At 63.3% G+C, this 19,078-nt stretch carries 19 protein-coding genes; 7 read left to right on the top strand and 12 right to left on the bottom strand.

Annotated features, from left to right (window positions below):
* Positions 1-74 precede the first annotated feature (74 nt).
* Positions 75-395 (bottom strand): hypothetical protein, encoded by a 321-nt coding sequence (locus MPC4_RS06255; RefSeq protein WP_174511758.1) that lies wholly within the window; start codon positions 393-395, stop codon positions 75-77.
* 372 nt (positions 396-767) lie between these two features.
* Between MPC4_RS06255 and pheT the strand changes: the two genes are divergently transcribed.
* Both pheT and MPC4_RS06245 read left to right on the top strand, forming a co-directional pair.
* Positions 768-3,200, top strand: a complete 2,433-nt coding sequence (gene pheT, locus MPC4_RS06250; RefSeq protein ID WP_174511757.1) for a phenylalanine--tRNA ligase subunit beta — start codon at positions 768-770, stop codon at positions 3,198-3,200.
* Positions 3,201-3,204: 4 nt separating this feature from the next.
* Complete coding sequence (locus MPC4_RS06245) at positions 3,205-3,621, top strand: hypothetical protein (protein WP_174511756.1); 417 nt, start codon at positions 3,205-3,207, stop codon at positions 3,619-3,621.
* A gap of 71 nt (positions 3,622-3,692) precedes the next feature.
* Here MPC4_RS06245 and rplT read toward each other — a convergent pair whose 3' ends face one another.
* The 7 genes from rplT to MPC4_RS06210 all read right to left on the bottom strand — a co-directional run bounded on the left by rplT (position 3,693) and on the right by MPC4_RS06210 (position 10,426).
* On the bottom strand, positions 3,693-4,058 hold the full coding sequence (rplT, locus tag MPC4_RS06240) for a 50S ribosomal protein L20 (protein WP_174511755.1): 366 nt from the start codon (positions 4,056-4,058) through the stop codon (positions 3,693-3,695).
* Positions 4,059-4,110: 52 nt separating this feature from the next.
* On the bottom strand, positions 4,111-4,311 hold the full coding sequence (rpmI, locus tag MPC4_RS06235; RefSeq protein ID WP_134490246.1) for a 50S ribosomal protein L35: 201 nt from the start codon (positions 4,309-4,311) through the stop codon (positions 4,111-4,113).
* Positions 4,312-4,589: 278 nt separating this feature from the next.
* Positions 4,590-5,534, bottom strand: coding sequence for an aldo/keto reductase family protein (locus MPC4_RS06230; RefSeq protein ID WP_174511754.1), 945 nt, complete (start codon positions 5,532-5,534; stop codon positions 4,590-4,592).
* A 198-nt stretch (positions 5,535-5,732) separates the two neighbouring features.
* Positions 5,733-6,062, bottom strand: a complete 330-nt coding sequence (locus MPC4_RS06225; protein WP_134490250.1) for an SWIB/MDM2 domain-containing protein — start codon at positions 6,060-6,062, stop codon at positions 5,733-5,735.
* A 391-nt stretch (positions 6,063-6,453) separates the two neighbouring features.
* A complete protein-coding gene (locus tag MPC4_RS06220) occupies positions 6,454-7,851 on the bottom strand; it encodes a glutamate--cysteine ligase (RefSeq protein ID WP_174511753.1) in 1,398 nt (465 codons plus the stop codon).
* Positions 7,852-8,151: 300 nt separating this feature from the next.
* Entirely contained in the window at positions 8,152-9,015 is an 864-nt protein-coding gene (locus MPC4_RS06215) for a DUF937 domain-containing protein (RefSeq protein ID WP_174511752.1), read from the bottom strand.
* A gap of 49 nt (positions 9,016-9,064) precedes the next feature.
* Entirely contained in the window at positions 9,065-10,426 is a 1,362-nt protein-coding gene (locus MPC4_RS06210; RefSeq protein WP_244628882.1) for an MATE family efflux transporter, read from the bottom strand.
* A 225-nt stretch (positions 10,427-10,651) separates the two neighbouring features.
* Here MPC4_RS06210 and MPC4_RS06205 point away from each other — a divergent pair, with 225 nt between their 5' ends.
* Positions 10,652-11,641 carry a cation diffusion facilitator family transporter gene (locus tag MPC4_RS06205; protein WP_174511751.1) on the top strand — a complete coding sequence of 330 codons (990 nt, stop codon included), beginning with the start codon at positions 10,652-10,654 and terminating at the stop codon, positions 11,639-11,641.
* A 46-nt stretch (positions 11,642-11,687) separates the two neighbouring features.
* On the opposite strand, the gene MPC4_RS06200 is transcribed toward MPC4_RS06205, so the two are convergent.
* The 4 genes from MPC4_RS06200 to MPC4_RS06185 all read right to left on the bottom strand — a co-directional run bounded on the left by MPC4_RS06200 (position 11,688) and on the right by MPC4_RS06185 (position 15,722).
* Positions 11,688-12,239: an ABC-type transport auxiliary lipoprotein family protein gene (locus tag MPC4_RS06200; RefSeq protein ID WP_244628881.1), complete on the bottom strand. Its 552-nt coding sequence runs from the start codon at positions 12,237-12,239 to the stop codon at positions 11,688-11,690.
* Between the two features lie 258 nt (positions 12,240-12,497).
* Positions 12,498-13,571, bottom strand: coding sequence for an MlaD family protein (locus MPC4_RS06195; protein ID WP_174511749.1), 1,074 nt, complete (start codon positions 13,569-13,571; stop codon positions 12,498-12,500).
* Between the two features lie 126 nt (positions 13,572-13,697).
* Positions 13,698-14,573: an ABC transporter ATP-binding protein gene (locus MPC4_RS06190; RefSeq protein WP_174511748.1), complete on the bottom strand. Its 876-nt coding sequence runs from the start codon at positions 14,571-14,573 to the stop codon at positions 13,698-13,700.
* Positions 14,574-14,582: 9 nt separating this feature from the next.
* Entirely contained in the window at positions 14,583-15,722 is a 1,140-nt protein-coding gene (locus tag MPC4_RS06185) for an ABC transporter permease (RefSeq protein ID WP_174511796.1), read from the bottom strand.
* A gap of 307 nt (positions 15,723-16,029) precedes the next feature.
* Here MPC4_RS06185 and MPC4_RS06180 point away from each other — a divergent pair, with 307 nt between their 5' ends.
* The 4 genes from MPC4_RS06180 to copD all read left to right on the top strand — a co-directional run bounded on the left by MPC4_RS06180 (position 16,030) and on the right by copD (position 19,060).
* Positions 16,030-16,506 carry a DUF2946 family protein gene (locus MPC4_RS06180; protein ID WP_174511747.1) on the top strand — a complete coding sequence of 159 codons (477 nt, stop codon included), beginning with the start codon at positions 16,030-16,032 and terminating at the stop codon, positions 16,504-16,506.
* A gap of 73 nt (positions 16,507-16,579) precedes the next feature.
* Positions 16,580-17,602 (top strand): hypothetical protein, encoded by a 1,023-nt coding sequence (locus MPC4_RS06175; protein ID WP_174511746.1) that lies wholly within the window; start codon positions 16,580-16,582, stop codon positions 17,600-17,602.
* Between the two features lie 109 nt (positions 17,603-17,711).
* Positions 17,712-18,083: a copper homeostasis periplasmic binding protein CopC gene (gene copC / locus MPC4_RS06170; RefSeq protein ID WP_174511745.1), complete on the top strand. Its 372-nt coding sequence runs from the start codon at positions 17,712-17,714 to the stop codon at positions 18,081-18,083.
* A 38-nt stretch (positions 18,084-18,121) separates the two neighbouring features.
* Positions 18,122-19,060, top strand: coding sequence for a copper homeostasis membrane protein CopD (copD, locus tag MPC4_RS06165; RefSeq protein ID WP_174511744.1), 939 nt, complete (start codon positions 18,122-18,124; stop codon positions 19,058-19,060).
* Positions 19,061-19,078: the final 18 nt, after the last annotated feature.

Here is a 19,078-nt window from a genome sequence, read left to right as displayed (position 1 = left end):
AAACTTGCCGGCCTTTCAGACCCACATATTGGTCAAAACAAAGACTTAAGCGATTCTGCGCGGACGCAGCGGTCCTAACGCAGCAACAGGCAGCCGCGATAGCCTTCCGGCTGGTGATGCGTGCGGTAGGAAGCTTTCACCCAGGCGCGGCATTGCGCGCTCGTCGGGAAGCAGACATGTTCGTCGCGCCAATCGACGATGGTGCGGCCAAACGCGTCGACATAAGGCCTTCCGCCGGAAAAATGGCCGTAATAGACCGACGGCCACGGCAGGGTTTCCGCCGTCGGGCCGGTCGGAACCCAGAAGGGCTGACCGATGGAGCAGGCGACGCCGCCCTCGGGCGCGGCCAGCGCCGGCCCGGCGGCGTAATCGGCGGCGCGGACCGGAGAAGACAAGCCCCAGGCAAGCCCAAATGACAGGCAGCATGATGCCAAGACGATTGGCGGGAATGCGGCCGGCGGCCGCCCGCTGTTGCTTCCCATGCCTCTTGCGATGCGGCCAATCATGCTAGCGATCATATGCGCCGTCCCTCCTCTTGCGTGGCTGCGGTCCAAACCACGCGACGCGCCTCAACCTTTGCCTATAAATCCGCTTCATCGCAAGCCTTGAGGCTTGCCCGCCAGGACGGAGATTGCGCTGGCGCGGCGAGAAAATTTCCCCTTCGCGAAGAAAGCCACTAGAGAAAGGCGAATAGGCTTCCAACGCTTGCCCATGCCGGTGCGCCGTGGCGCGCGCGCCTCCCCGACGTTCTGCCCTCTGGAACCGCAATGAAGTTCACGCTTTCCTGGCTCAAGGACCATATCGAAACCGACGCCCCTCTGAATGAGATCGTCGAAACGCTGACCAAGATCGGCCTTGAGGTCGAGCGCGTCGACGACCCCGCCGCCGCGCTTCAAGATTTCGTCATAGCCTCGGTGATCGAGGCGAAGCCGCATCCCAACGCCGACCGGCTGCAGGTCTGCCTCGTCGACGTCGGCGGCGACAGCCATGTGCAGGTCGTCTGCGGCGCGCCAAACGCGCGGGCCGGCCTCAAGACGGTCTTCGCGCCGCCCGGCGCCGTCATTCCGGCGAAGAAACTCACCTTGAGCAAAGGCGTCATTCGCGGCGTCGAATCGAACGGCATGTTGTGTTCGGGCGAGGAACTCGGCCTTTCCGGCGAGCATGACGGCATCATGGAGCTGGCGGAGGGCGCGCCCATCGGCCAGCATTTCGCCGCCTTCGCGGGGCTGGCCGATCCCGTCATCGAAATCAACCTGCTGCCCAACCGCCCGGACGCCATGGGCGTCGAGGGGATCGCACGCGATCTTTCCGCAGCCGGGCTTGGCCGGTTTAAGGGCCGCGCGATCACGCCGATCGAGGACTCCTTCCCTTGTCCCGTGACGCCGCGACTCGATCTTTCACCGCAGGACGCCCATCTCGCGCCGGCCTTCGCGCTGCGCCTCGTGCGCGGCGTGCGCAATGGGGCAAGCCCGGCCTGGCTGCAAAAGCGGCTGGCCGCGATCGGGCTTCGCCCCATCAACGCGCTTGTCGACATTACGAATTACCTCAGCTTCGACCGCGCCCGTCCGCTGCATGTTTTCGACGCCAATAAGGTGCGCGGCCATCTTGCCGTCCGCCGGGCAAGGCCTGGCGAGAGCCTTGAAGCCCTCGATGGCCGAACCTATGCGCTCGACGGCGAGATGGTCGTCATCGCTGATGAGGAGGGCGTGCTGTCGCTCGCCGGGATCATGGGCGGGGCGGCGTCCGGCTGCGACGAGACGACGACCGACGTTTTCATTGAAGCGGCCTTGTGGGACCCGGTGAACATCGCCCGCACGGGCCGCAGGCTCGGCATCGTCTCCGACGCGCGCTATCGTTTCGAACGCGGGATCGATCCGGCATTCACGCTGCCCGGCCTTGATCTCGCAACGCGATTCGTGCTCGAATTTTGCGGCGGCGAGCCCTCACAATCCAGCGTCGCCGGCAAAATTCCGCAGCCCGACAAGCGCATCGTCTTTTTCCTCGGCGAAGTCGTGCGTCTCACCGGGCTGGAATTGCCGCCTTCCGAAATCGCCGGCATCCTCGAACATCTCGGCTTCGAGCTCAGCTATTCCCCCGGCAATAGCGACCGCTTCGTCGTCAAGGCGCCCTCCTGGCGGCCGGACATTGAAGGGCCGGCCGATCTCGTCGAGGAAATCGTGCGCATCGCCGGCCTCGACCGCGTCATGGCGCGCCCGTTCGCGCGCGAGCGCGAGGCCGTGCAGGCCCCCGTGCTGACGCCGCTGCAACGACGCGTCAGAACCGCAAAGCGCGCGCTCGCCGCCGCCGGGCTTGTGGAGGCGGTCACCTGGTCCTTTATCTCCCATGCGCGCGCGGAAGCCTTTGGCGGCGGCGCGCCTGCGCTCACGCTGGCGAACCCTATCGCCGCGGACCTGTCCGACATGCGGCCTAGCCTGCTGCCGGGGCTGATCGCGGCGGCGCAACGCAACGCCGACCGCGGCCACGGCGACGTCGCCCTCTTCGAAGTCGGCCAGATTTTCAAGGGCGAAGGCGAGGCGGATCAAAAGATCGCCGCCGCCGCGATCCGCCAGGGTTCGAACAAGACAAGCGGGGCGGGACGCCAGTGGTCGGCGTCAACCGCGAAGGCGGATGTTTTCGACGCCAAGGCCGATGTCCTCGCGCTCCTTTCCGCGCTCGGCGTGCCGGCGACGGCGCTGCAAATCGTGCCGGGCGGCCCGGATTGGCTGCACCCCGGCCGGTCGGCGACCCTGCAGTTCGGGCCGAAAAACAAAATCGGCGCATTTGGCGAAATTCATCCGCGCGTTCTGGAAAAAATGGGCGCGGAAGGGCCGATTACGGCCTTTGAAGTCCTGCTGAATGACATACCAGTGACAAAATCGAAGCCGACAAAGACAAAATCAAAGCTTGAACTGTCGGAATTCATGCCTTTGCAGCGCGATTTCGCCTTTGTCGTCGATCAGACCGTCCTCGCCGGCGAGATCCTTAAGGCGGCGCTGGCGAGCAACAGGACACTTGTGGCCGACGCCGAAGTGTTCGACGTCTATGAAGGCGCCGGGATAGCTGAAGGCAAGAAATCTGTCGCAATATCCGTGACTTTGCAGCCGCGCGATAAAACGCTGACCGAATCGGAAATCGAGGCGGTCGCGTCGAGGATCATCGCGGACGTGGCGCAAAAAACGGGCGCGACCTTGAGAGGATAAAGATTTGCGGATTCTTCCAGCGATAGCGTTTGCGGCGATCCTCGGGCTCGCGCTGCCCGCGATGGCGGCGCCGAGTTCGATCAGCGACTGCGAGAAGATCCAGGCGGCCGACGCCTATAATCAATGCCTCGCCCTGTTCGGCCCGGTGCCGCGGGGCCACAGCGCCTCGGCCAGGGATTTCGGCGGCGATGGGGACGCCGGCGGGGCGGCGGACGTCGTCGAGACGGCGAACCCCGAAGCCTCGGTTCCGGCGAAGGAGCGGCGCACGTCGCACGCGCGCCATTACCGCAGCCATGCGACGCGGCATTATCACCATTACGGACACTACCACGGGCGCTCGCACAGCAGCGCCTCCGAGACGCATCACAAGGGCAAGACGCTCGCCTTCAACGTGATTTCAGGTCGCGCCAAGACGCGCTGAAGCGCGCAGCCCTGCGAAGGACACAAAAAAGGGGGCCTTGCGCCCCCTCTTTTTTAGTTCTTAAAAGCGTCTCAACCCTGCACCGGCAGCGCGCCCTTGGCCTGCTCGACAATCGCCTTGAAAGCTTCGGGCTGGGTGATGGCGAGTTCGGAAAGCACCTTGCGGTCGATCTCGATGCCGGCCTTGGCGAGGCCGTCGATGAAGCGGGAATAGGTGATCCCCAATTCGCGCACCGCGGCGTTGAGGCGCTGGATCCACAAAGCCCGGAAGACGCGCTTCTTGGCGCGGCGATCGCGCGTCGCATATTGCATGGAACGATCGACGGCGGCCTTGGCGGCGCGGATCGTATTCTTGCGGCGGCCATAAAAGCCCTTCGCCGCTTCGAGCGTTTTCTTGTGTTTGGCGTGCGAGGTGACGCCGCGTTTGACGCGAGCCATGATAAATCTCCGGACTGGCTAAATGAAAAACTGACAGGCGATGGGGCGGTTTTCAGCCGTTCGGCAGAAAATACTTGATGATGTTGTCGCCATCGCTCTTGAACAGAACATTGGTGCCGCGCAGATTCCGGATCTGCTTGTTCGTCCGCTTGATCATGCCATGACGCTTGCCGGATTGCGCATAAAGCACTTTGCCGGTGCCGGTGATCTTGAAGCGCTTTTTCGCGCCTGATTTCGTCTTCAGTTTGGGCATTTTGCTCGTCTCCGTCGGGGCTCAACCCCGCAATGTGTTTGATCGAGTGGGATCGCCCCACTCCCGTTCGTTTCCGAACGAGCGAACGAACCGCCACGGCAGCCCTTTGAGCCGGTCGGTTCGAAGCGGCGTTTTATAAAGAAAGCGCGGCGAAAAGCAATGGCTTTGGCGACGCTTTGATGAATGCGTAGAGCCGGATGACTTTGAATCCGTCTCTCATCAATCAGTTAGAGCATAATGTCGTGCGGAAGCCGGCTTTCGCTCTTCGGCATGATGCTCTAGCGGACGGGCTCCAAGATCTCCTCGGCGCGGAAAAAATAGTCCTCAGCGATCGCAAGATCCGCCGCCGCGACATTCTCGGCGACCTGCTCGGGCCGGCTTGCGCCGATGATGGCGGAGGAGACGTTTTTTTGGCGCAGCGCCCAGGCGAGCGCGAATTGGGCGGGACTGACCCCCGCCTCCTCGGCGACGCGCTTGACCTCGAGCACCGCCTCCAGCACGGGCGCCTCGAGCCACCGCTTCGGCAGCATCGCGCCCATTGTCTTGCTGGTGGCGCGCGAACGCGGCGGCGGCGGCGCCTTGGGGCTGTATTTGCCCGTCAGAACCCCCTGCGCCAGGGGCGACCAGACGATCTGGGTGATGCCGAGATCCGCGCAGCGCGGAAAAATATCGGTCTGCGGATAGGGCCAGAGCAAAGAATATTGCGGCTGACTGGAGACGAAACGCGCAACGCCCTTCAGCGCCGCCGCCGCTTCAATCTTGTCGAGCGGCCATTCGCTGAAGCCGATATAGAGCGCCTTGCCAAGCCGGACGACCTCGGTCAAAGCCTGCATCGTTTCTTCGAGCGGCGTGTCTTCGTCATAGCGATGGCATTGGTAAAGATCGACGTAATCGGTTTTGAGGCGAGCGAGCGAAGCGTCGATCTGTTTGAAAATCTGCGAGCGCGAGAGGCCCTCGTCGGTATCGCTCATCGCGCCAAAGACTTTGGTGGCCAGCAAATAGGAGCCTCGCTCGACCCCCTGAAGCGCCTCGCCCAGTAAAGACTCCGCCGCGCCGCGCCCGTACACATTGGCGGTGTCGATGAAATTGACGCCGAGGTCGAGCGCCTTGCGGACGCAGGCGATCGCGTCCGCTTTTTCAACGCCGCCAGAATAGGTCAGCCAGGACCCGAGCGAAATCACCGATACGTTGAGATCGCTGCCGCCAAGCCGACGATATTTCATCGCAGACCTCCTCGAACGACGATAAGGCTCCGCATGGCGGCGGTCGGCTTCAAGGCGAACCGATCGATTTTTCGCTCGCTTGGTTGGCCGGGGCGCGGCAGCTCTGCCTGAGGCCGAACCGGACAACGGCGGCTCTCCTCAAGCTCTTCCACGAGGCCGGGACCGGCGCCGAGCCGGCTGTTCCCTGGCGCGAGAACCCTACTTCAAATGCTGCGCGAGATATTTGTTCATCTCGAACATCGTGACTTTGTCTCTGCCGAACACGGCTTTCAACTTGTCATCGGCGAGAATCTCGCGCTTGTTCGCTTCGTTCTGCAATTTATGCTTCTTGATATATTCCCACACTTTGCTCACGACTTCGGTGCGCGGCAAGGGCGCCGAGCCGACGACCTCGGCGAGCTCCTTCGAGGGCTGCAGGGGCTTTGCGAACGCGCTCGCCGCCTTCGGTTCTTTCGCCGCCGCCTTAGGCGCGGCTTTGGCCGTCGTGGCGCTCTTCGCCGGAGCGGCTTTCTTGCTTGAACTCGTCATCCCGTCGACCTTCCATATTATTCAGCGAGGAATTTTCAGCGAGAAATCCAGCCTTGGACGCTGATTCCGACTCTTTTCTCACATGCTCGACTGACGGAACCCCAACCTTCGCCCTCCGTCAAGCGAGGAACCAAAGTTTTGTCGCCGCGGAACGGCTGGGGAGCGCTCGCGCGGCGCTTGCTCCGGCTTCCGAGGCCGAATGCAAGGGCTTTGATCTGAATGCGTTTCGCCGCGGCGCCTTGATCAAATCCGGAGTCCGCCATGTTGAATGAAATCACGCGGGATCGTTAAAACGAGGCAAAAGTCCTGGGGAAAACGAGGCGTTTTGGACCACGAAAGGGCTCCGCGACGGCGCCAACCGGCATTTTCCGAAGCGATCAAACCGAAGCGCTCAGTAGGCGCATTGCTCGAAAGCCGGCTCGACGCTGCCGCCCCATTCTGTCTTGAACAGGTCGATCAGCCGTTCGGCCTCCGTCCGGCCTTCGGCGATCACATCGAGGGGATCAAGAAAATAAGCCTCATCGCGGCCCTGCTCGTCGAGACGCGCGCGCCGATTGAGGCCCGCGCGCGCCAGACTCAAAACGTCGCGCGCGACGTCGCGGAGCGGACGGCCGGCGATTTTCGCGTCGAGCCCAAGGCGCGGAGTATCCGCGCGCAGTTTCTCGCGATCATCGGCGGTCCACGGCTTGATCAGCTGATGCGCCTGATCGAGCGCCGCGGAATCATAAAGGAGGCCGGCAAAGAGCGCCGGCAGCGCGGTCAGCATCGGCCGCGGCCCCGCGTCGGCCCCGCGCATCTCGAGATAGCGCTTCAGCCGCACCTCCGGAAAAATCGTCGACAGATGATTGGCCCAGTCCGATAGCGTCGCCTGTTCGCCGGGACAGGCGTCGAGCTTGCCCGCGAGCAGATCTCGAAAACTCGCCCCGGCGACGTCGATATAGGTCTCGCCTCGCTTGACGAAATACATGGGCACGTCGAGCGCGTAATCCACATAGCGCTCGAAGCCCATGCCCGGCTCGAAGGCGAAGGCCAGCGTGCCGGTTCGCGCCGCGTCCGTATGCCGCCAGATTTCGGAGCGCGCGGAGAGAAAGCCGTTCAATTTCCCGTCAGTGAAAGGCGAATTGGCGAAAAGCGCGGTGGCGACGGGTTGCAGCGCGAGCGAAACGCGAAGCTTCTGGACCATATCGGCCTCGCTCGAAAAATCGAGATTGGCCTGCACGGTCGAGGTGCGAAACATCATGTCGAGCCCGCGCTCGCCGACTTTCGGCATGTAATTCGCCATTATGGCGTAGCGCTGCTTCGGCATCGTCGGAATTTCGCTGAGCCGCCGCTTCGGATTCATGCCAAGCGAGAGGAAGCCGATGTCAAAGGCCGCCGCGACGCCTTGCAGGACGGCAAAATGCCTGTCGAGCTCGGCCTCCGTCTGATGAATAGTGGCGAGCGGCGCCCCCGAAAGTTCGAATTGGCCGCCCGGTTCGAGCGAGATCGCGCCGCCGCCCCATTCGTCGTAAAGGCCGATGATATGGGCGCCGTCGCAGATCGCCTCCCAGCCGAGCTTCGCGCGCATCCCCTCCAGCAAGCCGCGAACGCCGGCAAAGCTTGAGGCGGGCGGACAGTCGGTCGGCCTGCCTTCATAGGGCACAGCGGAATGGCAGGCGCGATAGAACGGGATTTTTTCGTGCTCGGTGCCGATGGCGAAGCGCTCCGGCGGCGTCGAACCGGCCTCGAACCAGGCGACGAGTTCATCGCGCGACGTGATAGGCGTGGAATCCGAAACGTCGCGTGCCATTGGCTCAACTATCCATTTGCGCCGCATAAGCGGGCCCGATCACGCCGAGGCGCCTCAGGAAGATCGTGGGAAATCGATCATCGCCCCGGGCGTGGCAGAGCTACATAAGCGGCTCCGCGGCGCAGCGCAACGCGGCCTTCGTCTTCGCGCGCGCCCTGGCGCGCGAATTGAGGTTGGCGGCGCTCCGACATCTTCTGCCGAAGCAGCCAACTCGCGGCAAAATGAGCACGAAAACAAAGGATCGCGGGCGATTTTCCTTAAATTTCACGCCCAAGGTCGATGCCTGAGCCGCAGCCGGCTTCAGGAGCGTTTTTTTCCATCGAGGATCGAATCGATCTCATTCTCGAGCCCGGATTGCTGGCTTTGCGACGGCTGATTGGGCGCCGGCGGCGGCGTGCCGGGCTGCAGCATTTTGGTCAGCGCTTCAAGCCCCGCCTGAATCGCGCTGGCGTCAAAGCCGTGCGGCAGGCCCGGGGCCGCCCCGCCCGCGGGCGGCGCATTGCCAGGCTGCTGGCCGCCAAGGAAGCTGCCGAGGATCGTTCCGAACATGCCGGCGAGGCCGCCGAGTCCCCCGGCGGAGCCGGTTCCGGCCGCGTTTGGATTGGCCTGCGGGGCGGCGCCCGCGCCTGTTTGCGTATTGGCCTGCGCCGCGGGAGCGCCGCCGAGCAGGCTGCCGAGGATCGTCGCAAGGCCGCCTTGTCCGGCGGCGTCGGCGAGCTGCCCGAAAAGACCGCCGAGGCCCTGATTGGCGAGGCCTTTGCTCAGGCCGCCCATCACCATCGAGGCGATCACCGGCAGCATCTGCTGGAGCAGCGCGGGCGAGAGACCGGCGACGCTGGCGGCATGCTGCGCGATTTCGGCGCTCGTCGCGGCGGAGCCGAACAATTGGCCCATCACCTCGACGCCTTTCTGCGTCGTCTCGCGCGTCTGCGCGGCGGCCGCGTCGGCGAAAGCGGCGATATGCTGAGTGTCGCCGAGCGCGCCAAGAATGGAGCCAAAGGCCGCCGGCTCCGCCGATCGTTTCAGGAAGGCGCTCGATATTTCCGGCATCAGCGCCTTGACGGCCGCGTCCGCCTGCTCCGGCGAGATATTGAACTGCTTCGCCAGATTATCGACGGCCTGCCCGTTCTGGGCATTCTGCAAAATCTCGTAGAGATTGAACATCGGCATCCTTTCTGCGCCCCGCGGGACGCCGGATCATCGCGCCTTGATGCTAGCCGTCCTTTGAGTCTCTGGCGAGCCTTGCTGTGACAAAATATGCCATGACGACGGCGAATACGCCAAAAAGAGTTGCGCCTGCGATGAGGCCGATGAACCCGCCCTCCGGTCCAAAACGCGCCGCCCCGATGGTGACGAAAGGAATGGTGCCGACTGTGGCGCGGCCCCAGTTGAAAAGGGTCGAGAGCACCGGAAAGCCGAGATTGTTGAATGAGGCGTTGGCGACGAAAATGCCGCCGAGAAAGAACCACAGGCCGCCGCAGGTCAGGCAAAAGAAGTTCAACAGCTCCGCCGTCTGACCGCGCGCTGCGAAAACGCCGATGATGAGCGGCGAAGCCTGGCTGAGGATTAAAGCGACGGCCACCACATAAACAGCGGCGAAGGCGAAGCTATTGGTCAGGATTTGCCGGATGCGGTCATAAAGGCGCGCGCCAAGGTTCTGGCCCATGATCGGCCCGACCGATCCCGAAAGAGCGAAGAGAACGCCGAATGCGACCGGCGTAATCCGGTCCATGATCGCGAAAGCGGCGACGACGGGCTCGCCGAAATGCGCAAAAATGCGCATCGAATAGGCGTTCGCCGCCGGCGCCGCCACATTGGTCAAAATCGCCGGGATCGCGATGCGCATCAGCGCGGGCGCGTCCGAGATTGCCGCCCCGCCCCGCGGCAGGGCGATAAGATCATGTTTGTAAACGGCTCCGGTGAGTCCGACGACGACGAAGATGATGCGCGAAAAAATTGTGACAATCGCCGCGCCTTCGACGCCAAGCCCCAGGCCAAAAATAAAGATCGGGTCGAGGATCGCCGTGGCGACGGCGCCGGACAGGGTCACATACATGGCTTGGCGCGCGTCGCCGACGGCGCGCAACAGCCCGGCCAGCGCCATGCCAAGGCCAAGCCCGACGGTCGCCGGCAGGGTGAAGAGGAGATAGGTCGAAGCGACGTCAAGCGCCTCGCCGCTGGCGCCAAGCAACTCCAGAATGTCGCGACGAAACGGCAGGGCGGCGCAACTCACAAGCGCCGAGATAACAAAAACGTGAACCAGCCCCGACGCCGCGAGACGCCGCGCCGCCGGCCGCTGTCCCGCCCCGATCGCGCGCGAGACGAGGGCGCCGATGGCGATGGCGAGGCCGATATTGATCGAAACGGAAAAGAACAGCAGCTGTGTCGCAAAGCCGACGGCGGCGGTGAGATCGGGGTCGCCGAGCCGCGAGACATAAAGAAGCGACAGCAGATCGACGACGAAGATCGACATCAATCCGATGGAGGCGGCGCCCGTCATGGCGAGCACGTGCCGCATCGTCGAGCCCTCGGTGAAGATGGCGGACGGCTTTGAAGTTTCTGAACTCAGAGTCATATGCACACTTGTTTTGTCGCCCTCGCCAACAATCCCCCGTCGAGAGCCGGGTTCGGCATTTCCATGGCCGCGCCTTCGGGTTCGCGCCGCGCAACCTTATTGCTTCAAATCGAGGGGGAGGAAAGCTCCGGCCTCGCAGACAGTCTTTGCCGCGCTCCGTTTTGTCCTTAAATCGTCAAGGACGCCATGCTAGGCAAAGGCAGCGATTGGAGAATGCAGAAGACTATGAGCCATTCTCATCAGGACGGCGGCGACGCCCACGAGCACAGCCAAGGGGCGGCGGACGCGCACTCCCACGCCGGGGCTCATTCGCATGAAGGCCATGCCCATTCTCATGCGCCGGCGAGCTTCGGGCCGCGCTTTGTCATCGGCATCGCGCTCAACATGCTCATCGTCGCGCTTGAGCTCGTTTACGGCATCATTTCGGGCTCCGTCGCGCTGATCGCCGACGCCGGGCACAATCTATCCGACGTGCTGGGCCTTGGCGTTGCTTTCGCCGCCGCGATTTTATCCGCGCGGGCGCCTTCTCCACGCTTCAGCTATGGGCTCAAGGCAACGTCGATCCTCGCGGCCTTGTTCAACAGCGCTTTTCTTCTTCTCGTCGTCGGCGCGCTCAGCTATGAGGCGATCCGCCGCTTCTTCGAGCCGGAGCCGGTCGCCGCCAAAACGATGATGATCGTCGCGGCGATGGGCATGGTCATCAACGGGCTGACGGCGGCGCTGTTCGCCTCGGGCCGCAAGGACGACCTCAATATCCGGGGCGCTTTTTTGCACATGGCGGCGGACGCGGCGGTCTCGGCCGGCGTCATCGTCGCCGGTCTCCTGATCCTTCTGACCGGTCAGCTCTGGCTCGATCCTTTGACCAGCCTCATCATCAACGCCGTCATCATCGCCGGAACCTGGAGCCTCTTGCGCGAAAGCGTCGCCATGTCGCTTGGCGCGGCGCCGGGGCGAATCGTTCCCGCCGACGTCCGCGGCTTTCTCGTCGGCCTGCCCGGCGTCGCAGGACTGCATGATCTGCACATCTGGTCGATGAGCACGAGCGACACGGCGCTGACCTGTCATCTGTGCATGCCCGCGGGCCATCCAGGCGATGAATTTCTGATGAAGACGGCGGAACGCCTGCATGAGCGCTATCGCATCGGCCATGTGACCTTGCAGATCGAGACCGACGAGAATACGGCCTGCGCCCTTGCGCCCGACGAGGTGGTCTGAGGGGTAAATAACGTTCGCGGCGGCTCCTTCGGATGCGCCGCGGCCTTCAAATCCGCGGCGCGGCCCAGACCACGATTTGCCGCATGACGTCGCCAAGCGCTGAATCCAGCGCTCTCGTCACAGTCCCGCCATCGTCTCGCGGCGCCGGCGCGCTGGCCGAAAAGACCTTGCCGCCGACAATGCGGCCGGTCGAGGAGGCCGTGAGCTGCGCCGCTATTTCGACGAAGACCTGCATGCGGCCGGCGTCGAACTCGAAGCGGCGAATGTCGGCGCGCAGGCTATAATCGGCCAGCATGCCGAGACGCGCGACGCCGATATGGGCGTTCTGAAACGTCGCGATCAGCCGCGCCTGAACGAGCGGAGGCAATTGATCCGTCCATTTCGCGCCGCTGAGATAAGCGATCTGATCTTGCCCCATGCGCACGACAATCCGGTTCGAATCGACCGGCGGCAGCGCTGTTGGCTCATAGATGGCGATTTGACCGGGCCGCTCGCGCCGCGCGGAAAAGCCGCCGTCGGCCGCGCCAAGATCATAGGTCGCGAGCGGAGCCGAGGCGCAGGCGGCGACAAAACCCGCAGACGCGCAGACAATCGCCATCGATCCACGGCGACGGGGGCGCCCACCCCCCTCTCGTGAAAGCGCGAGGCCGCCCCTCGCGGCTCCCGCACTTCGCGGCCGAAATCGGATCAAGAATCGACGCATTGCTCCAAAGCATATTGCTTGCGCACGGGACCCAAAAAGTTCGCAACTTTTCGGGCTCATGCTCTAAAACCACGTTGCATCAAAGAGGCTTCCACAAATCAAGCCATGCGGCGGCCAAAGCGCCGCGACGCGAACCATCATTGGCGCAAGTGGTTAACGAGCGCCCGTATATTCGGGGATCTGCTGCTTCTTGCCGAAGATGAACTGCTGCGGATTCTGCTCGATTGACCGAATCGCCTGATTGACCTGATCGAGCGTTTTGCGGCCGTCGATCGCCAAAGCCTCATATTCGCGCAGGCCCGAGCCGGTGAAGCGCGTGAGGTTCGCGCCAATGTCCTTCCATCGGCTGTCGATGTCGTCGGCGAGCTTGCGGATCGATTTCGCCGTGGCGGCGACCTCCGCGAAAACGCCCTTGTTGTCGCCGGTCGCCAAAAATCCGTTAAGATTGGTCAGAACGCCGTCGACTTTGTCGGCGGCGGAGTTGAGCTTGCCCGACATGGCGGCGAAGTCCGAAATGATCGTTTTCACCTGCGCCGGATCGACCGCTTTGACGACATTGTCGGCGTCGCTGCTCAGGGCCTCCAGCTTCACCGTGAGCGGCTTGATCGCCTTGCCGACGTCCGCGATCGAGGACATGAAATCCTTGATGCCATCGGAATTGGACGCGAGCGCATCCGAGAATTTCTGAATGTTCTTCACCGAGGCCGTGATCGAGCCCGTGTTGTCATCCAGCACCTTATTGGTCCGGTCGAGAAATTCGGTCGCCTGCCCCGCGATCTTGCGCGCGCTTTCGATCAGATCCTGGAAATCCGAGCGCTCCGCCATGATCACCGGGGGGCCGCCGTCAGGGCCGGGCTGAAGCTTCGGCGCGGCCTCGGTTCCGCCCGAGAGCTCGACGGACGCAACGCCCGTGAGGCCCGTCGACTCGAGCCGCGCCTTGGTGTCGGTGTGGATCGGCACGCGTCCGTCCACCTCCACGATGGCGTAGACATGGCTCGGATCGTTCGGCATGAAATCGACATTCGTCACGTCGCCGACCCGGACGCCGTTGAACAGAACCGGCGCGCCGCGCAAAAGCCCCGAAACCGATCCGGCGAATACGATCTTGTAGGCCCGCTCGGCGCCCGGCTTGTCGCCGCCCGAAACCCAGAGGACGAAGCCAAAGGCGGACGCGATCACAGCCAGGGTGAAAACGCCGATCAAGGCATAATTCGCGCGGGTTTCCATCTATCGGCTCATCCTGTTCATGCTTTCAGGCATGACGATTCCGAAAGGACATCATCATGCTCCTTATCTCTTTGTTTCAACGCATGATCTAATCCAAAACGTCGGCGACTTTTCGGGGATCACGCTTTAGAGGCCGGCGCCGTTGGCCCCCCGCTTGATCACGGAAGGGTCGAACTGGCGCGCCCTTTTGCCGTGGAAATAGGCCTGCAGCCACGGATGGTCGGAGGCGAGCATGGTTTCGATCGGCCCGGTCGCGATCACTTTCTCGTCGGCCAGCGCGGCGATCCGGTCGCAGATGGAATAAAGACTATCGAGATCATGCGTCACCATGAAGACCGTGAGGCCGAGGGTCTTCTGCAAGGTCGAAATCAGATCGTCGAATTCGGCGGCGCCGATCGGATCCAGTCCCGAAGTCGGCTCATCAAGAAATAAAAGTTCAGGATCAAGCGCCAAAGCCCGCGCCAGCGCCGCCCGCTTGATCATGCCGCCAGACAATTCAGACGGAAATTTGTCCGCCGCGTCAAGACTCAGCCCGACCAGCTCGATCTTGAGCATGGCGAGTTCGTCGGCAAGCCGCGGCGAGAGCTTCAGATGTTCGCGCATCGGCACCTGCACGTTCTGCTTCACGGTCAGGCCGGAAAACAGCGCGCCGCCCTGAAACATGACGCCGATGCGCCGTTCGAGCGCGTCATATTCGGCGCGCGAGACGTGATCGATGTCTGAGCCGAACAATTCGATGCGGCCGGCGCGCTTCGGGGTCAGCCCCAGAATGGCGCGGGTCAAAACCGATTTGCCTGTGCCGGAGCCGCCAACGAAGCCAAGCACTTCGCCGCGGCGGACGTCAAGGTCGAGACCGTTGAGGACGAGATTGTCGCCAAAGCCGACGATGAGGTCGCGGACGCTGATCGCAATCTCGGGGGCCGCGCCGCGCGCAACCCGCGCCGAGCCGCGCCGCAACAGCGTGAAAGGCTTTTTCACAGGCGAAGGCAGATTTTTTTGCATCCGCGCCGCCTAGAACCGGACGGCGGCGAAGAAGACAGCGAAGATGCCGTCGACCACGATAACCATGAAAATCGACTTGACGACCGAGGCGGTCACCTGGCGTCCGAGGGATTCGGCGGAGCCCTCGACGGCGAGGCCTTCGACGCAGGCGATGAGGCCGATGACGAGGCCCATGAAAGGCGCCTTGATGATGCCGCTGAGGAAGGTATGCACGGCGATCGCCGCCGGCAGCAGCGCGATGAAGCTTTTCGGCGTGATGCCGCCATAGACCCAGCTGACGAGAATGCCGCCGGCGACAGCCGACATATCGGCGAGAAACGTCAGCAGCGGCAGGCTGATGATGAGCGCGAGGATGCGCGGCACGATCAGCACTTCGATCGGCCTCAGGCCCATCACGACGAGAGCGTCGATCTCCTCGCGCATCTTCATGGAGCCGAGTTCCGCCGTGATTGCGGACCCCGACCGGCCGGCGATCATGATCGACGTCAAAAGGACGCCAAGTTCGCGCAGGATCAAGATGCCGATGAGATCGACGACCAGAATCGTCGCGCCGAAGCGCCGCAGCTGGAAGATGCCCTGCTGGGCGACGATCGCGCCGACGAGGAAATTGATGAGGACGACGATTGGAACGCCGCGAAAAGCGATCGTCTCGAGGTGAGAGACGACGGACGTCGCGCGGAAATGAGCCGGATTGATCAGGCTCTTGCCCATCGCGGCGACGACCTCGCCGAGAAATTCGACGCCGTTGAAGAGATCACGGCCGGAGATGACGACGCTCTCGCCGACGTCGGCGAAGATCGTCATCAGATAGGAGCCCTTGCGGCGCGGAGGGGCGTCGAAAGCCCGGAAATGGGCTTCTTTCAGCAAAATGCCGAATTCCGGGCTGATCGACTGGAATTCCGCGTCGACGCCCTTCGCGCTCAGTTCCTGACGCGTCTTGTCGATCAGCCACGCTCCCGCGGTGTCGAGACGCTGCACGCCCGCAAGGTCGATGATCGCCCGCCGGGCGGCGCCGGCCTCGCTCACAAGGGCGCCAGCGCCCTTTTCGATTCCGGCGCAAGCGTCGAGCGTCCAGTGTCCGGCGAGGCGAAGCCGCACGGCGTCGCCCGACCGCTCGCTCGAAAATGTCGGACCTTCTGCAACATCCATCATTCAGTCCCGCCGCACGCGCGCTCGTCGCGCCAGATCTCGCGTGGAATGCTCGCTGCGCGCCGGCCGCGGCGAAGTCGAGGCGAACGCCTTACCACTTTTGTGCGGCGGCCCGCGAGGCTCTTGCAATTTCCCGCCGGTCTCCATTCTGTGGCGACAATGTCACAACCAGGCATAAATCGCCCCTGGAAGGGATCGGCGCACGATCCAAACCGCGGAAGCCGTCCCGCGCGCGTTTGCCCGGCTTTGCCAAACCCGCGTCATGGGTCATAGAGTAAATATCGATATAAAACCTTAAAGGGCGAAAGTGCCTCTTTTGCAAGCGAGCCGTTTGACCCATCCGCGCCGGGGCGAAGCCGCGCGAATGGTGTTTCGCGGCCTGCCTGGAGGCTGTCAGCGCGCCGCCGCCCGCTTTCTCGCGCTCGCGGCCCTGCTGGCTGTGGTGCTCGCTCCGCTCAACCTTTGCTGTTCAGCGGAGCGTTTCGCGGCTCGGAGCCTCAGCCTCGAAGCGGCGCTTGGGCCTCCGGCTCATGTGGCTCTTTGCGCGCATGCCAGCGCGAAGGACGAGGGTCCTGGCAATCAGGCGCCGGGCCATGGTCACCATGACGATTGTCCCTGTTGCCAATTCCTCGATGGCGCGGCGCTCGAGCCATCGCGCGAGATAACGCTCGCCGCCTATCCGGCGCGCGTGATCGAAACACTCGTCGCCTCAACAAATGCGCCGGCGCTCGCGGCGCCGCGCGCGCTGGCGGGACGGCCCCGCGCGCCTCCTCATCTGATCTGACGAGCATTTCGCCCGGCGCTGTCCCGCTTCCGGGAGACGCCCGCTGTTCTTCTTTTTAGATCGAGAAAAATCCATGTCTCACAAGGCTTGCCTGGCCTTTACGCGCGCGCTCGGCGCCGCGGCCATTTTCACCAGCTTCAGTCCCGCCTGCGTCAGTCCCGCGCTCGCGCATACCATCGTCGGCAACCGGGTGTTTCCGGCAACGCTCACCATCGACGATCCCGGCGTCAACGATGAACTGGCGCTGCCGACCTTCGGCTATATGGCCGCCGCGAATTACGATGGAACGGCAGGACCGATTTCGTACACGCTCGGCTGGGAATACTCGAAAACGATCACGGCGGACCTTGCCGTCTACATCGGCTCCGGCGGCTATACGTGGCAGAAAAACCCAAGCGCCGGAGGATGGGCGAACTTAGAGACCCAACTCAAATATGTTTTCTACCAGAACCCCGAGCATGAGTTCATCATCGCGGGGGCGGCCAATGTCGAATGGGGACACACGGGGAGCGGCCAGAATTCATCGCTTCCCTCCGATCCCTACACGACGATCACGCCTAAGATTTACGTCGGCAAGGGCTTCGGCGACGCTCCGGTCGACTGGCTGCGTCCATTCGCGATCACCGGCGAAATGGACTACAATATTCCGACCCATCCGGTCAGCGCGTTTCTGACGCAGGACGCCTATGGCAATAACATCATTGGCCTCGACCAGACGCCGAGCGTCCTGACCTATGGCGCAACGCTGCAATACAGCCTGCTCTACGCGAACTCTTTCGTTTACGAAGTCCCGGATCTTTTCAAACGCCTGATCCCGGCGTTTGAGGGCGTCTTCAGTTCGCCGGTGTCGAACATTGGTCCTTCCGCGCCAGGAAACTGGACGCACGCGACGACCGGAGTGGTCGGCCCTTCCATTTATTATATCGGCCAAACTTTCGAGATCGGGGTCATGGCTCAGCTTCCGATCAACCGGGCGAGCGGCAAGCATGTGGGGGCGGTCGCCGTCCTCGACTTCTTTCTCGATGACATCCTGCCGGATTCGCTCGGCAAACCGTTGTTCGGGCCGCCTCAGCCCCGCATCGCCAACCTTCATTGAATCATGATCCGATTTCGCAAGAGGCCGGACGTCACTTCTTTAATTTTATCACAGTCATTCAGGCAAACCGGGGCACGCTTCGCTTGAATGACGTTTAGACGAGGACGCCATGCAACGTTTTCTGACGATCAGTCTCGCCGCTTTCTTCGCCTGCGGGCTTGCCGCGCCGCATGCGTTCGCGCATGCTTTCCTCGATCGAGCGGTTCCAGCCGTCGGCTCCACCGTTTCGGCCTCGCCGGCCGAAGTGAGGCTCGCCTTTTCCGAGGCGCTCGCGCCGGCCTTCGCCAGCGTGCAGATTGCGACGGCGCAGGGAGCCCCCGTGGCGGCGGGCAAGGCGACGCCCGACCCCGCCGACCCGAGCGTCCTTCACGTGCGGCTCAACCAGCCGCTCAAGCCAGGCGTATATAAAGTCACCTGGCATGTGGTTTCGGTCGACACCCATCGCACCGATGGCTCCTATGTCTTTACCATCGCCCCTTGAGCAAGGGCGCCTCAACGTGCGCCGGGAATTGAGACGCAATGACGATTTTCCAGTTCCTCGTCATCGCGCGCTGGGTTCAGTTCGTCTCGGTCTCGGCGCTGTTCGGCTCGGCGCTATTCTGGCTTTACGCTGGCGGCGGCGCGGCGCCGGGGCCGGCTCGCCTGCCCAGAGCTTTCGCGGCGACGCTTCGTCTGCTCCGCCTCGCCGCGCTGGCGGCGGCGCTCTCGGGGCTCGCCTGGCTTGTCGGGATCGTCGTCAATATGACCAGTTCGTCGCCGGCGCCCGAATGGGCCAGCCTCCGGGATTTTGAGGTCTGGCGGCTGTTTTTCTTCGAGACGAATTTCGGCGCGGTTTCGGGTCTGCGCCTCGTGCTGCTCGCCGCGGCGCTTGGCGTCGTCACCCTGCGCCGGCCGCAACGCGGCTTCCTCGTCGCCCTCGCCGCCATCGGCGCGGCTCTTCTCGTCAGCCAGGCGTGGCTCGGCCATGCCGCGCAGGGAGACGGCGGCCTTCGCGGCGGCGCCATGATCGTCGCTTATAGCGCGCATGTGCTTGCGGCCGGCGCCTGGGTCGGCGGCCTTGCGCCGCTGCTTTTCGCCCTCGCCGAGGAGCGCGGAGAAGATCCAGGCAGCGGAAGCTTGAAGATTCTCGACCGCTTTTCGACGATGGGCTTCCTCGCCGTCGTGCTGATCGTTCTCGCCGGACTGGCAAATCTCGGTTTTCGCGTCGGCGCGTCATTTGGCAGGCTGCTCGACACGCCCTATGGCGAAACCCTGTTCGCCAAGCTGGCGCTCGTCGCCTTGATGCTCGCTCTTGCGGCGTTCAATCGCTTTGTCGGCGCGGCGAGATTGCGCCGAGCCTCCTCTCAAAGCCCTTCGGAGGCGGCGCGGCTGCGGACGAGCGTCGGCGCCGAACTCGCTCTCGGCATTGCTGTGCTCGGAGCCGCCGCCGCGCTTGGCGTCACGCCGCCGCCGCAATGACGAGAACTCGCGCCCGCC

The sequence above is a fragment of the Methylocella tundrae genome, from assembly GCF_901905185.1.
GTDB lineage: Bacteria > Pseudomonadota > Alphaproteobacteria > Rhizobiales > Beijerinckiaceae > Methylocapsa > Methylocapsa tundrae.
Note: the sequence above shows the minus strand (reverse complement) of the source record. Positions and strands in the feature narration are given on the sequence as shown.